This window comes from Streptomyces sp. NPDC102462 (genome assembly GCF_044765425.1).
Taxonomy (GTDB): Bacteria; Actinomycetota; Actinomycetes; order Streptomycetales; family Streptomycetaceae; genus Streptomyces.
The window spans coordinates 92,014-104,709 of the sequence record NZ_JBIWKB010000019.1; the positions used below are offsets into that span (position 1 = coordinate 92,014).

The window sequence follows — 12,696 nt, forward strand, 5'->3', positions numbered from 1 at the left end:
ACGTGCTGGGCAGCCGTCAACCGTACGCGAAGGGGGCCCGTGGAAGCTACGGCCCGTCCGGCGGATCCCGCCGGACGGGCTCACATGTCGACGCCCGGCGGGCTCACGCGTCGATCTGGACGAGCTTCTTGCCGCTGAAGGTCATGACCTCGAAGTGGTCGATCTCGTCCGGTTGCAGGGACGCACCGCCGCGGACGTAGAGGGGGTTCTTGGCCTCCTCGGTCTTGGCGTCCGGCAGGCCGTAGCCCCAGTTCGGCACGGACCAGGAGGTCACCGTCTCGCGCTCGCCGTTCTTGCCGACGGCGATCAGCGAGCACTTCTCCGGTCCCGGGACGTTCTTCAGCTGCAGGATCGTCTCCGTGCCCCAGAGCTTCTTCTCCACCGCGACCGTCGCGGTGACGTGCGTCTTCGGGTCGGTCGCCGTGACCTTGTCCGACATGGTGGTGAACGCGGTCTGGGCGGGCGGCGCGGCCACCGTGCCGGTGCCGCCGTCCGAGCCGCCGGACGCCGCCAGCGCGGTCAGCGGGCCGCCGATGATCAGTGCGGCCGCCGCGGCGACCAGGTAGAAGCTGCGCCGCCGCTTGCGGGCCCGACGCTCGGCGACCTCGTCGACCAGCTTCTCCGCGAGCCGCGGGCTGGGCTTGGCGGACAGCGACTCCCCGATGGCGGGCGTGCCGGCCCCGGGCAGGTCCGCGAGCGCGGCCAGCATGGGTTCCATCCCGGCCAGTTCGTCGAGTTGCTGCGCGCACCATTCGCATCCCGCGAGGTGGGCTTCGAAAGCCGTCGCCTCGGCGTCGTCGAGGATGCCGAGCGCGTAGGCGCCGACCGTCTCGTGCTCGTTGGGCGCCGGAGATCCCTGCCTGGGGGTCATGGGTCCAGACATACCCGGACCACCCGTGCTGAATCCGTTGAGTCCCCCGTACCCACTCATCACGCCGTCACCCCCCGCTCCTCCAGTGCCAGCTTCATCGAACGCAGGGCGTAGAACACCCGTGAGCGGACCGTGCCGCTGGGTATGCCCAGTGTCTCGGCCGCCTCATTGACGGTACGCCCCTTGAAGTACGTCTCGACGAGCACCTCCCGGTGGGCCGGGGTCAGGTCGTCGAGCGCGTCAGACAGCGTCATCAGCCACAGCGCCTTGTCGATCTCGTCCTCCGCGGGGATGACCTCCAGCGGCGACGGATCGACCTCCTGCGGCCGGGCCTGCCGGCTGCGGTGGCCGTCGATGACGATGCGGCGCGCGACCGTCACCAGCCAGGGGCGTACCGATCCGGTCGCTCGATTGAGCTGACCGGCGTTCTTCCAGGCACGGATGAGCGTCTCCTGCACCACGTCCTCGGCGCGCTGCCGGTCCCCGGCGACCAGCCGGAGGACATAGGCGAGGAGGGGTCCGGCGTGCTCGCGATACAGCGCACGCATCAACTCCTCGTCGGGCTCCGAGGGCTGGGACATGCGATGTCGGGCCCTCGATCCACGTTCATTGGCCACGACGGAATCCTTGCGCACGCCCACCTCCGATGTCCGGGGGTTCCCCCAGTCGGTCGCTCGACCACGGGTACGGATGCGGAGTGCGGCGTGTTCAAAGTGGGGTGACGGTTTTCCTCGGTGTGCCGCGACGAGAGGGACATGCGCGCACATTCCCACCGCGTTTTCTTTACATTTCCGACACGCTCCCCGGGGGACGGGCGCTGCCCGCGGGTTGACGCGAACAAACCCCGTGTTACGCACATCACTTCCCCGACTGACCTGCGGCCGGGCTCAGTTGGACGAAGGGACGGGGTTGAGGACGGCGCAACGGACGGGAGCGGCGGTGGGGTTGGGGCGCGGCAGGCACACACCACACGTGGACTGAGGCGGGGTTTTGGCGCGTGCGGCAAGCGCGCACCGCACGCGAGCCGGGCGGGGTTGGCGTGTGCGGCAGGGGCGTACCGGGTGGGAGCCGGGCGAGGGCGGGTCGTGGCAAGCGTTCGCCCCATCGCCCACTGCACGCGGGCGGGCCAGGTTGCGATCCGGCATGTTCGCGCCGTACGGCGGTCGGCGGCAGGCGTTGGCGCGTGGCTGGGGTGGGGGTGGGGTCAGGTGCGGGAGAGGGCTGCTCGGCGGCGGTGGCGGGCCACCCTCTCCCGGTTTCCGCAGACCTCGCTGGAACACCAGCGCCTGCGCCGCCCACGGGACGTGTCCAGGTACACGATGGGGCAGTTGTCCCCCTCGCACTCCCGTACGGCCGCCCACGCCACGGGGTCGGTGAGCAGTTCCACGGCGTCCCGCGCGAGGGCCCCGAGCAGCGCCGCGCACTCGGGCGGACCGGCCAGCTCCCGCACGAGGGCGCCGTCACCGCGGCGCACCGCGCGCGGCGCCGGGGGCGCGGTCCGCGCGAGGGCGTTGACCCGGGCGAGCGCGAGATCGTACGGCCGCCCGTCACCCGTGCCACCACCGCGCACCAACTGGCCGACATGCACGCGTAGTTCGCGGAAGCCGAGCAGCCAGGACGGGTCGGCGTGGGCCAGCGGGGTGCCCGGCGGTACGAGTCCGGAGCCGAGGATCCAGGCCCGCAACGGCTCCACCGCGTGCAGCCGTTCCTCGGGGTGCGCGGTCGCGAGGAGGTCCAGACAGCTCCGTCCGGCGTGGAACCGCGGCTCGTAGGAGGCCGTACCCAGTGCCATGTACCAGTCACCGCCTAGGGCAGGGAACCGTTCCCTCTCCCACAGTGCCTGCCCGCTTCCGCGCCCGGAACCCCTCACACCACCCGAGGCCGGTAAGGACCGCCTGCCCCGGCCCGGCACGATCCCGCTACAGGCTCCCTGCCCCGGCCCCCCGCGCGAGCAGGTGCCCGTGCCTTGCGTGCCGCGCGTATGCGGGTGCGCGTCTCGGCCATGGTCGGGGCGCGGCCGGGTGCGTTGACTGGCGACATGACAGCGAACATCAGCTCGGCGCCGCGTACCGGCGCGGGGGTCGTCCTGGGCGCGGCCACGGTCGCCACGGGCCTGGTCGCCGGCGTCTTCTACATCTTCGCGTGCGCGGTGATGCCGGCCCTGCGGCGCAGCGGCGACCGCGTCTTCGTGGAGGTCATGCGGAACATCAACGACGTGATCCAGAACCCGGTGTTCTTCCTGAGCTTCATGGGGGCGCTCGTGCTGACGGCGGTGTCGGCGTGGCAGTTGCGGCACACCCCGGCCGCCCGCTGGGCCCGGGCGGGCCTCGCGGCCTATGCCCTCGCCTTCCTGGTCACGGTCGCCTTCAACGTGCCCCTGAACGACGCCCTGGCGGCGGCGGGCACCCCGGCGGCCGCCCTGCGCGATCGCTTCGAGGACCCGTGGGTGGCGTGGAACGCGGTCCGCGCGCTGCTGTCGACGGCGGCGACGGCCTGCTTGACACGTGCGCTCGTGCTGTACGGCCACGCGCACCGCAGGCCCGCCTGACCGCCTGCCCCGGCCCCGGCCCCGGCCCCGATGGGACGGGCAGGCGGTCAACCGCCGTCAGCCGTCGGCGTACTTCGTGTCCGCCGCCGGGTCAAGGGCCAGCCGGTAGCCGCGTTTGACCACCGTCTGGATCAGTCTGGGCGTGCCCAGAGCCGTACGCAGCCGGGCCATCGCCGTCTCCACGGCGTGCTCGTCCCGCCCGGCGCCGGGCAGCGCCCGCAGCAGTTCGGCCCGGGCGACCACCCACCCCGGCCGCCGCGACAGCGCCCGCAGCAGCGACATCCCGGCCGGCGGCACCGGCCGGAGTTCCCCGTCCACCAGCACCGCGTGCCCCCGGATCTCCACCCGGTGCCCGGCGATCGGCAACGCCCTTGCCCGGCCCGGCAGTTCCTGGCACAGCACCTGCACGAGCGGCCCGAGCCGAAAGCGTTCCGGCTGCACCGTGGTCACCCCGCGGGCCTCCAGCGGCAGCGCGGTCACCGGCCCGACGCACGCGGGCAGCACGGCATGGTGGAAGGCGTCAAGCAACTCGCCGAGCAGGCCCCGCTCCTCCGCCCGGGACAGCAGCGACGCGGCGGCGGGCGCGCTGGTGAAGGTGAGCGCGTCCAATCCTCGCGTCAGGGCCGCGTCCAGCAACCGGTCCACCGGGCCGATGTCCTCCGGCGGCATCCACCGGTACACCGGCACCGGAAGCACCTCCGCTCCGCCGGCCCGCAGCGACTCCACGAACCCGGGCAGCGGCTCCCCGTGCAACTGCACGGCGACCCGTCGCCCGGCCACGCCCTGCTCCAGCAGCCGGTCGAGGACCTCGGCCATCGACTCGCTGGTCGGCGACCACTCCTCGGTCAGCCCCGCGGCCCGGATCGCGCCCTTCACCTTGGGCCCGCGCGCCAGCAGTTCGACGCCGCGCAGCCGCCCGAGCAACGGCTCGCCGAGCCCCCACCCGTCGGCCGCCTCGACCCAGCCGCGGAAGCCGATGGCGGTGGTGGCCACCACCACGTCGGGCGCCTGGTCGATGATCTCCTTGGTCGCGGCGAGCAGTTCGCCGTCGTCGGCCAGGGGCACGATGCGCAGGGCGGGCCCGTGCACGACGACGGCACCGCGCCGCTGCAGCAGCGCCCCGAGTTCGTCGGCGCGGCGCGCGGCCGTCACGCCCACGGTGAACCCCGCGAGGGGACCGCGTTCCGGTCGCTGCTGTTCGTCGTACATGGCTTTCGTCCCGCACTCCAGTCGTCGTACAGCGGACAGCGGTGCCGATCCGGCTGAACCAACCGATCCGGCACCCGTATACCCAACGAGCCTGTCAACGGCGCATGACGGACTCGGTTCGGCTCGATGTCGACGGTGTTACGTCACACCTTGGCGTAGCTGAGCTGCCGTTTCGCCTCGGTGGCCGCCTCGGTCGGGGCCGCGGCGGACGGCCGGCGAAGGTATACGGCCCAGGTGACCCCGAAGCAGACGGCGTAGAAGGCGAGGAAGGCGACGAACGCGCCGGTGCCGGAGCCGGAGCTGAGGAACGACTGCCGGAAGGCGAGGTTGATGCCGACCCCGCCGAGCGCGCCGACCGCCCCGATGAGCCCCATGGAGGCCCCGGACAGCCGCCGCCCGTAGCGCGCGGCCTCCTCGCCGGTCAGCCCCGAGGCCAGCGCCTTGGCCTGGAAGATGCCGGGGATCATCTTGTACGTCGAGCCGTTGCCGAGCCCGGTGAGCGCGAACAGGACGACGAACACGACGACGAACAGCGCCAGCGACTCCCGCAGACTGGCGGCGACGAGCACGGCGGTGGCCGCCGCCATGGCCACATAGGTCCACAGGGTGATGCGGGCGCCGCCGTACCGGTCGGCGAGCCGGCCGCCCAGGGGCCGTACCAGCGAGCCGAGCAGCGGCCCGATGAAGGTGAGGTAGGCGGCCTGCAGCGGCGTACGGCCGAACTGGGTGGTCAGCACCTGCCCGAAGGCGAAGCTGTAGCCGATGAACGATCCGAACGTGCCGACGTAGAGGAAGGACATGATCCAGGTGTGCCCGTCCTTCGCGGCGTCCCGGGCGGCCCCGGTGTCGTTCTTCACGGTGGCGAGGTTGTCCATGAAGACGGCGGCGAGGACGGCCGCGACGACGATCAGCGGGATGTAGACCCCGAGCAGCACCCGCGGCCCGCCGCCGGCCCCGATGATCGCGAGGGCGACGAGCTGGATGACGGGCACGCCGACGTTTCCGCCGCCCGCGTTGAGCCCGAGCGCCCAGCCCTTGTGCCGCAGCGGGAAGAAGGCGTTGATGTTGGTCATGGAGGAGGCGAAGTTCCCGCCGCCGATGCCGGCCAGCAGGCCGATCCCCAGGAAGGTGGCGAAGGACGTGCCCGGCTCCATCACGACGAACGCGGCGATGGTCGGGATCAGCAGCAGGCCGGCGGAGACGATCGTCCAGTTCCGCCCGCCGAAGAGCGCGACGGCGAAGGTGTACGGCACCCGGACGACCGCGCCGACCAGCGTGACCACGGACGTCAGCAGGAACTTGTCGGCCGGGGTCAGGCCGTACTCCGGGCCCATGAAGAGCACCAGCACGGACCACAGGGTCCAGATCGAGAAGCCGATGTGCTCGCAGAGCACGGAGAAGTACAGGTTGCGCCGGGCGATCCGCTCGCCGGTCGTCCGCCAGAAGGTCTCGTCCTCGGGGTCCCAGTCCTGGATCCAGCGGCCTCCCCCGCCGCTCGGTGCGGGGGCCGTACCAGTGGCTGTCATGACGCCTCCAGGGTGCTGCGGGGATCGGTTGTTACGGGGTTCGGGTGCTGCGGGGTTCGGGTGCTGCGGGGTTCGGGTGCTGCGGGGTTCGGGTGCTGCGGGGTCTGGGTGCTACGGGATCGGTTGTTGCGAGGCTCGGGAGCCGCGGGCTCGGGTGCTGCGGGGATCGGTCGTTATGGGACTGCTCGGTCGTTACGGGGATCGGGGGCCAGGGGGTCGGGCGGCCGGGGCTCGGTTGCAGGGGGTCGGGCGGCCGGGGGGCGGTTGCAGGGGGTCGGTTGCCGGGGGGCGGGGGACTCGGTTGCCGGGACCGGGCCACCGCGGCGGGCGAGCGGGTGGTGCGCGGTGCCGGGCGGCTGCTGACTCCCGAAGGTAGGAAGGGCGCGTTTCCGGTCTGTGGCGCCGGGTGACCGCCCGGGAACGTTGCTCTCACCCTGCGACCCGGCCGGCTGAGAGATCCGCTCGGGCCCGGCGGCGCCCCGGCCGGCGCCGGGCCCGAGCGGATTGGCCGCGCACGCCCACTTCCGGACGCGCGTAGAACTCGGCATCATGGCTGTGCTCCCCGCACCGCCGTCCCATCCGACGCCCTACGGCACAGCGCGTACCGCACCCGATCGCACGGCACCGCACGCGACGGACTCCGGCCGCCCGCGAGGACGCGGGCCGCGGACTGTTCCGGCGGCTTGGTCCGGCGACCACGAAGCACAGCGTTCCGAGCGGCCTCTACCGGTTGTTCATTTGTCATGGACAGGACATGCATGGGCCTGCCCTGCGGCCCGTGCCCACACGAAAGGGAACAGACATGGCCTGCGGATCGACCTCGCTCTGGGCGGGCGAAGCGACCTGGTTCTGCTGCGGCAACGCCTGGGGCTCGTGCGGCAGCGCCGGCACCGGCGCCTGCGGCACCTGCCAGTCCGCCAAGAACATGGCGGCCTGGCCCAACCTCTCCTCGGCCTGCTGGGACATCACCCGGCCCGACCTGTGCGGCGAGAACATGCCGCGGCGCGGCTGCGGCGCCGTCGTGAACGTACGCCACCAGTGCTCGGGCGCCACGGTGTGCGTCACGCTCGCCGACTGCGGCCCGCGCACCAAGAGCTTCTGCGGCGAGGCGACCTGCTGCAACGGCGCCTGCCGCACCAACAGAGTCCTCGACCTGACCCCGGCCGCCTTCTCCGCGATCGGCAGCCTCAGCTCGGGCATGGTGCCGGTCTACATCTACGAGTGACCCGGTCACCCCACGAGCCCCGACCGGCGTCACCGCACGCGCCCCGGCCGAAGTCGAGGCACGCGCCCCGGCCGAAGTCAGCGCACGAGTCGCACCGAAGTCGGCGCGGAAGTCACGTCGGCGCGGAAGTCACGCCAGAACCCAGCGCAGAAGTCGCATCAGAAGAGCAGGAGAGGACGACATGAGCCACAGCCAGACACCCGGCGGGCGCCGGCTGGACCGCAGACGCTTCCTCACCACGGCCGCCGTCGGCGGCGCCACCATCGTCGGCGCCTCCGCGCTCGGCGGTCTCGACGCCGAGGCGGCCTTCGCGGCGCCGATGCCCTCGCTGGACCCGGCGGTCTCCGCCGCGTTCGCGGAGGGCCGCGTCGTCGCCGTCAACCGGAGCGTGCTGGACGTCGCCGGCTCGCATGGAGAGCGGCACCTCGTCCAGCTGACCAACGCCACCAGCGTATGGAAGCTGCGCACCACCACCGCGGAGGCCATCGAGACCGGCGACGGCCTCTACGCCCGCGGGGTGACCATGCCCGACGGCACCATCGCGGCGGACGCGGTGTGGGTCAACATCGTGAACGTCTACTGCACGATCCGCGGCATCGCCAAGGACCGGGTGCACCTCGCCCACAACGACCACGAGCTGGTCGGCCGGGTCGTACCCGAGACCACCACCGCCTCCTACCAGGGCGGCGCGCTCACCTCCGACCTGTCGCGGATGCGGATCGGCCAGACCGCGCAGGTACTCGGCGCCTGGCGGCCCGCGGACAACCACATCGACATCGCCCGCGTCGCACTCGGGCACTGAGGGGCGGTGTCATGATCCCGCTCCTTTCCGACCTGACGCCGCTGGTGTGCGGAGTGCTGCTGGCACTGACCGGCGCGGCCAAGCTGTTCGGCCGGCGCACCGCCCAACTGGCCGCAAACACCGTGCTGGTACGGGTACTCAACGACGGCCGGCAGGCCACGCTGGCGCTGCGGACCGTGGGCGGGGTCGAACTCGTCCTGGCCGCCGCGTTGTTGGCCGTACCCACCGGCGCCGTTTCCGGTCTCGCCGCGGCCGTTCCGGGCCTGGCCACGGCGGCGCTCGGCCTCGGCTTCACCGGCTACCTGGCGTACGCCAGGGCAACCGCGCCCGAGTCGTCCTGCGGATGCAGCGCCCGCTCCGAAGGCCCCATCGGCGTACGGTCGTTCATCCGGGCCGGGCTCGTCGTGGCCGGCGGCCTGGTGGCGGCCACCGCGGACACCGCCTGGTGGTCGACGCTCGCCGGGCGCCCCGGCGGAAGTGCGATCCTGCTCCTGGCCGCGGCGGCACTGCTGCTTGCCGTCTCCTCGGACCTGGACCACCTGTGGCTGGTGCCGCTGCGCCGGGCCCGGCTGCGGGTGTTCGGCAATCCGCTGCCGTCGGCGGGCGGTGAGCGCGTACCGGTCGACGCGACCGTGCAGTTGCTGGAGCGCTCCGTGGCCTGGGAGACCGCACGCCCGGTGGTCCGCTCGGCGCTGCTCGACCACTGGGACGACGACGGCTGGCGGGTGCTGCGCTACGCGGGCACGTACGCGGATGCCCGCGGTGCCCGTCCGGTGAGCGTGCTGTTCGCCCTGGACATCACGGCGGACATCACCTCCGCGCCCCAGCCGGCGATCCGGGTCTCCCTGGTCGACGAGGAGACGGAAGAGATCCTTCCGGCCGAGGCCCTGGCTCCCGTGCCCCGGCGGACGCCGCTGCCGATGGCCACCTGAGGCTGCGCCCGGGGCGCCGGCGTGCCGTACGCCTGCGGCAGCGCGGGCGCACGGAGCGCGGGCTCCACGTCCGCCGAGACGCCGATGCCTCTCGTCCGCCGAGGCGTCGAGGTCTCTCGTGCGTCGAGGCGTCGAGGACTCTCGTGCGTCGAGGCGTCGAGGACTCTCGTCCGCTGAGGCGTCGCGGCCCCGAATCCATCAAGGCCCCGAATCCATCGAGGCGTCGAGGCGTCGAGGCGTCGAGGCGTCGAGGCGTCGAGGCGTCGAGGCGTCGAGGCGTCGACGTCAGGATGTCGCTGACATGACACGGCGGCCATCTGGCCCTCACCCCTGGCGGACACGCGTAGACCTCGGGCACCATCTCACTGCACCACCCTGCACAGCCGCCCCATAGGAAGCACGGCCCGACCGCAGGAAGGTCCCCCATGAAGATCCGTTCCGCCCTCACGGCCCTCGCCCTCACCGTCGCCCCCGGGCTCGCCGTCCTCGCCGGCGCCGGGGACGCCCTGGCCGCCCAGGACGGTGCCCAGGCGGCCGCCGTCACCAAGATCTCGCACGCGACCGCCACCTCGATGTTCCGTTCGTCCGGCATCACCTGGTCGTCGTCCGGGAACTGCTCCGACCGCAACAACCCGACGTGTACGTCCTTCGAACAGCTCAACCTCGCCACCGCGCAGGGCGCCCAGACCCTCAAGGGGTCCTCCGGCTGCGCGCTGAACATCACCGGCGGCACGGAGACCGGGCACGCGAGCGGCACGTACTCGCACTGGAACGGTTACAAGCTCGACTACGGCAAGAACACCTGCGTCACCAACTACATCAAGGGCAACTTCACCTACATCGGCCTCCGCGGCGACGGCGCGCCCCAGTACCAGTCCGGCGCCGGCAACATCTACGCAGACGAGGGCAACCACTGGGACGTCCTCTACTACAACTGCGGCGGCTGCTAACCCACCCCCGGGCCCGCCGCGAGGCGGGCCCTTCCGCATGTCCCGGGAGCGCCCGGCGAAGGGCGACATGCACGAACGCCTGCCTAGCCGAGGAGCGGGTTCTCGAAGCTGACCAGTTGTGCGATCCCTTGCAGGAGGGCGCGGTACCGCTCGCGCCGATGCACAGCAGTCGTACTCAGCACGAGGATTGCCATGCGCTTGCCGTCGGGACAGGGAAGGTGGGCGTACACCTGGAGCAGCGGTTCCTGCGGCAACTCGGGGTTGTCAGCAGGTGGACGGATGCTCTCGCTCATGGATACCGGCCCACAGGGCAACTCCAGGTACGCGACGTGCGTGTGGCCTTCCGCTGTCGCTACGGCACGGGCGGCGCTCACGGCGCGCGGAGACCATGCGATGTCACGCCAGGAGACCGTGAGCGTGCAGACCAGAATCCGCCCGTCACCCCCTTCGGCGTCGTCACGGTGCACCCCGAGGAAACAGTGGACGGCCCCCGCCTCGTTCAACGCCAAGAACAGTTGCTGAGCTCCGACGATTTGCCCGATGAATTGCTGTCGCGCGACGCCGGCCGGGATGGTTTCCACGAGCGGGATGAGCGCATCGAACAGCGCATCGGCTTCATCCGAGCCCGGAGCGGCAAGAAGAGCCTGCATGGGCAACTCGACAAAACTCGCCGGGGCAGCGAACCACATGCCGGCACGAGGGTCCCTGACGGAGTCGTCCACAATGAAGGGAGTTGTCGACATAAATTTCCTCGTTACGGATCAGCGCACATCTACATGGACGCCGACGCGGCGACCCCGCTCGATGTCTTCCCGGGTGGCTCCCCAGTCAGTGAGGGTTCGATGTCCGCCTTCTGACCTCATTTGCTGACGAAGGATGCGCATCCTGCATGGTCGAGAATTCTCGCCCAAGCCCACGGCGACCAGTCCCACAAACCGCGGGTCACCGGCGAACCATACCGGCTGGATCTGCGCCTTCAACTCGGGCTTCGCACGTGATGCCATACGCCGATGCCACCAACCGACCTGCCTGTGACTGGGAAAGTTGACCACCAAACGCTGCTCAGGCCGGGCAGGATTGGGGAATTCAAACCACCCATGCTGTCGGCCGGCAATTTGCGGATGCTTGGACAGGCCGTACGGAACCTCGATGTAAGCACGCCAAGGATACTCTCTCAGGATGCGCGCCATACGTAGAGCCGACGGCAACTGAAGCAGCTGAGCTAGCACGCGATAGAAGGAGTAGATCAGGAGCGGGACGAAGAGCACGGTAAATACCGGATCAACGAATTGCACCAGGAGTGCCAGCAGGAGGAACCATGCGGTCGACCACCCGACTAGGGCCAGAAAACTCGCTGCCACGTGTCGTCTCCACGCACGGCGCGTAGGAGGGTGGTTCCATGCGACAGTACAACCGACTGAGTTCACCTGGTCTCCCTCCCACTCGCAGACTTAGAAAACGTGGCCCGCGAGGTCGATAATCCCACCGAAGTCGAGGACGGATCGGACACCGTCGATTCCAGTGCCCCCGGCCTGGAGAACATCACTGTCAAGAGCCTCCACACCTCCGGAGAGCAGCCCATACCCTGCCGTAGCGACACCCAGCGATGCCGAAGAAATCTCCACCACGCGTCCAGCCTTTACTGGGTCCCTTGCCCCGCGCACAACAAGATCTAGCACGGGATTCTCCAGACCTGAAATCGCCCGGGCTTCACTCATCGTCTTGGTTCCGACCAAGGCCAGTCTCTGTCCCAGCGGCAACACTTCACCACTGGCCCTGACGGAAGTCACTGTCTCCCGGATCCCCGCACCCATGGCACCGATACCGGGAAGCGCCCCGAAAATGTCGCCGCCGACACTTACCAAGTTGCTCCAGAAGTCAGAATCCAGTTCTCCGTGGAATCCGTCTGCCAAAGAAGCTCGAACCTTGGGGTCGGAGAGCCGCATGGTGAGTGCACCCGCGCTCAGCACCGCCGCGGCCAGCAGCAGTACCGCGGCCAGCGTGCCTCCCGACATCACAAACAGTGCGACAACCCCAATGACGCCCGCCGTGAAGCTGAGGAGGTCTGGGAGGTTGTCGGTTAGCCAGTTGAGGGTGGTTTCTGCGGGGCCTGGTTTTGCGGGGGCCAGTTTTTTGGTTGCTGTTTGGATCTTGGTGGCCCGGCGGTGGGCCTTCTCCTCGTGTTCCTCGGCGAGCCTCCGCGCCCGGAGGATGACGGCGTCCAGGTCGGCCTGGGCGCGCGCGACGGCCGCGTTCGCGTCACTCAGACACTTTTGGGCGTCGTCATGGCCGGGGACGGTTTCCCTCTGCGCCCTGGACGCCCGGCCCCTCGCCTTGTCCAGGACGTCCCGGGCGTCCCGAGCGTCCGCGTCCAGTCGGCCCGCCCGGCGTTGGAAGTCGTCGAGTTCACCCTCCCAGCGGACCAGTTGCCCGGCGGCCTTGCGGATGGAGTGCGCGGCGTTCCTCAGGTTGACGGCCAGCGGTCCGGCCCGCAGTTCCTCCCGGAAGGCGACCGCCGCGTCACCCTTCCAGTGGCTGCCGTCCAACAGTTGCGTCACCAGGCCGTGCGTCTCCTCCAGGACCTCGGCGCACGAGCCCAGCTTCGTGTGGAGGCCGCGCACACAGTGGGGGTC

13 protein-coding genes are annotated in these 12,696 nt (G+C 70.7%); 5 read left to right on the top strand and 8 right to left on the bottom strand.

Features of this window, described 5'->3' with window-relative positions:
• Positions 1-103: 103 nt before the first annotated feature.
• The 3 genes from ACIRFL_RS18685 to ACIRFL_RS18695 all read right to left on the bottom strand — a co-directional run bounded on the left by ACIRFL_RS18685 (position 104) and on the right by ACIRFL_RS18695 (position 2,663).
• Complete coding sequence (locus tag ACIRFL_RS18685; RefSeq protein ID WP_404029605.1) at positions 104-871, bottom strand: anti-sigma factor family protein; 768 nt, start codon at positions 869-871, stop codon at positions 104-106.
• Positions 872-930: 59 nt separating this feature from the next.
• Positions 931-1,452: a sigma-70 family RNA polymerase sigma factor gene (locus ACIRFL_RS18690; RefSeq protein WP_010039908.1), complete on the bottom strand. Its 522-nt coding sequence runs from the start codon at positions 1,450-1,452 to the stop codon at positions 931-933.
• A 623-nt stretch (positions 1,453-2,075) separates the two neighbouring features.
• The gene (locus ACIRFL_RS18695; protein WP_404029607.1) at positions 2,076-2,663 is read right to left on the bottom strand and encodes a CGNR zinc finger domain-containing protein; all 588 of its coding nucleotides are present in this window, start codon (positions 2,661-2,663) and stop codon (positions 2,076-2,078) included.
• 246 nt (positions 2,664-2,909) lie between these two features.
• On the opposite strand from ACIRFL_RS18695, the gene ACIRFL_RS18700 reads away from it, so the two are divergent.
• On the top strand, positions 2,910-3,419 hold the full coding sequence (locus ACIRFL_RS18700; RefSeq protein ID WP_404029608.1) for a DUF1772 domain-containing protein: 510 nt from the start codon (positions 2,910-2,912) through the stop codon (positions 3,417-3,419).
• Between the two features lie 57 nt (positions 3,420-3,476).
• Here the strand turns inward: ACIRFL_RS18700 and ACIRFL_RS18705 are convergent, their stop codons facing one another.
• Together ACIRFL_RS18705 and ACIRFL_RS18710 are read right to left on the bottom strand one after the other, a co-directional pair.
• Entirely contained in the window at positions 3,477-4,628 is a 1,152-nt protein-coding gene (locus ACIRFL_RS18705) for a uroporphyrinogen-III synthase (RefSeq protein ID WP_404029610.1), read from the bottom strand.
• Between the two features lie 143 nt (positions 4,629-4,771).
• Positions 4,772-6,154: a nitrate/nitrite transporter gene (locus ACIRFL_RS18710; RefSeq protein ID WP_404029611.1), complete on the bottom strand. Its 1,383-nt coding sequence runs from the start codon at positions 6,152-6,154 to the stop codon at positions 4,772-4,774.
• Between the two features lie 802 nt (positions 6,155-6,956).
• Between ACIRFL_RS18710 and ACIRFL_RS18715 the strand changes: the two genes are divergently transcribed.
• From ACIRFL_RS18715 to ACIRFL_RS18730, 4 genes are all read left to right on the top strand, one after another.
• A complete protein-coding gene (locus ACIRFL_RS18715; RefSeq protein ID WP_376523774.1) occupies positions 6,957-7,379 on the top strand; it encodes a hypothetical protein in 423 nt (140 codons plus the stop codon).
• A gap of 181 nt (positions 7,380-7,560) precedes the next feature.
• Positions 7,561-8,181 (top strand): cell wall protein, encoded by a 621-nt coding sequence (locus ACIRFL_RS18720; protein ID WP_404029613.1) that lies wholly within the window; start codon positions 7,561-7,563, stop codon positions 8,179-8,181.
• 11 nt (positions 8,182-8,192) lie between these two features.
• Positions 8,193-9,113, top strand: coding sequence for a MauE/DoxX family redox-associated membrane protein (locus ACIRFL_RS18725; protein ID WP_404029615.1), 921 nt, complete (start codon positions 8,193-8,195; stop codon positions 9,111-9,113).
• Between the two features lie 425 nt (positions 9,114-9,538).
• Positions 9,539-10,063 (top strand): hypothetical protein, encoded by a 525-nt coding sequence (locus ACIRFL_RS18730; protein ID WP_404029616.1) that lies wholly within the window; start codon positions 9,539-9,541, stop codon positions 10,061-10,063.
• 83 nt (positions 10,064-10,146) lie between these two features.
• On the opposite strand, the gene ACIRFL_RS18735 is transcribed toward ACIRFL_RS18730, so the two are convergent.
• The 3 genes from ACIRFL_RS18735 to ACIRFL_RS18745 all read right to left on the bottom strand — a co-directional run bounded on the left by ACIRFL_RS18735 (position 10,147) and on the right by ACIRFL_RS18745 (position 12,621).
• Positions 10,147-10,806, bottom strand: a complete 660-nt coding sequence (locus ACIRFL_RS18735) for a hypothetical protein (RefSeq protein ID WP_404029618.1) — start codon at positions 10,804-10,806, stop codon at positions 10,147-10,149.
• A gap of 18 nt (positions 10,807-10,824) precedes the next feature.
• On the bottom strand, positions 10,825-11,424 hold the full coding sequence (locus tag ACIRFL_RS18740; RefSeq protein WP_404029620.1) for a hypothetical protein: 600 nt from the start codon (positions 11,422-11,424) through the stop codon (positions 10,825-10,827).
• A gap of 90 nt (positions 11,425-11,514) precedes the next feature.
• Positions 11,515-12,621: a hypothetical protein gene (locus ACIRFL_RS18745; protein WP_404029622.1), complete on the bottom strand. Its 1,107-nt coding sequence runs from the start codon at positions 12,619-12,621 to the stop codon at positions 11,515-11,517.
• Between the last annotated feature and the right edge of the window lie 75 nt (positions 12,622-12,696).

Bases quoted from the DNA above. Each gene is read 5' to 3' on its own strand.
- ACIRFL_RS18685 (WP_404029605.1), bottom strand. From the start codon at position 871: ATGACCCCCAGGCAGGGATCTCCGGCGCCCAACGAGCACGAGACGGTC.
- ACIRFL_RS18690 (WP_010039908.1), bottom strand. From the start codon at position 1,452: ATGTCCCAGCCCTCGGAGCCCGACGAGGAGTTGATGCGTGCGCTGTAT.
- ACIRFL_RS18695 (WP_404029607.1), bottom strand. From the start codon at position 2,663: ATGGCACTGGGTACGGCCTCCTACGAGCCGCGGTTCCACGCCGGACGG.
- ACIRFL_RS18700 (WP_404029608.1), top strand. From the start codon at position 2,910: ATGACAGCGAACATCAGCTCGGCGCCGCGTACCGGCGCGGGGGTCGTC.
- ACIRFL_RS18705 (WP_404029610.1), bottom strand. From the start codon at position 4,628: ATGTACGACGAACAGCAGCGACCGGAACGCGGTCCCCTCGCGGGGTTC.
- ACIRFL_RS18710 (WP_404029611.1), bottom strand. From the start codon at position 6,154: ATGACAGCCACTGGTACGGCCCCCGCACCGAGCGGCGGGGGAGGCCGC.
- ACIRFL_RS18715 (WP_376523774.1), top strand. From the start codon at position 6,957: ATGGCCTGCGGATCGACCTCGCTCTGGGCGGGCGAAGCGACCTGGTTC.
- ACIRFL_RS18720 (WP_404029613.1), top strand. From the start codon at position 7,561: ATGAGCCACAGCCAGACACCCGGCGGGCGCCGGCTGGACCGCAGACGC.
- ACIRFL_RS18725 (WP_404029615.1), top strand. From the start codon at position 8,193: ATGATCCCGCTCCTTTCCGACCTGACGCCGCTGGTGTGCGGAGTGCTG.
- ACIRFL_RS18730 (WP_404029616.1), top strand. From the start codon at position 9,539: ATGAAGATCCGTTCCGCCCTCACGGCCCTCGCCCTCACCGTCGCCCCC.
- ACIRFL_RS18735 (WP_404029618.1), bottom strand. From the start codon at position 10,806: ATGTCGACAACTCCCTTCATTGTGGACGACTCCGTCAGGGACCCTCGT.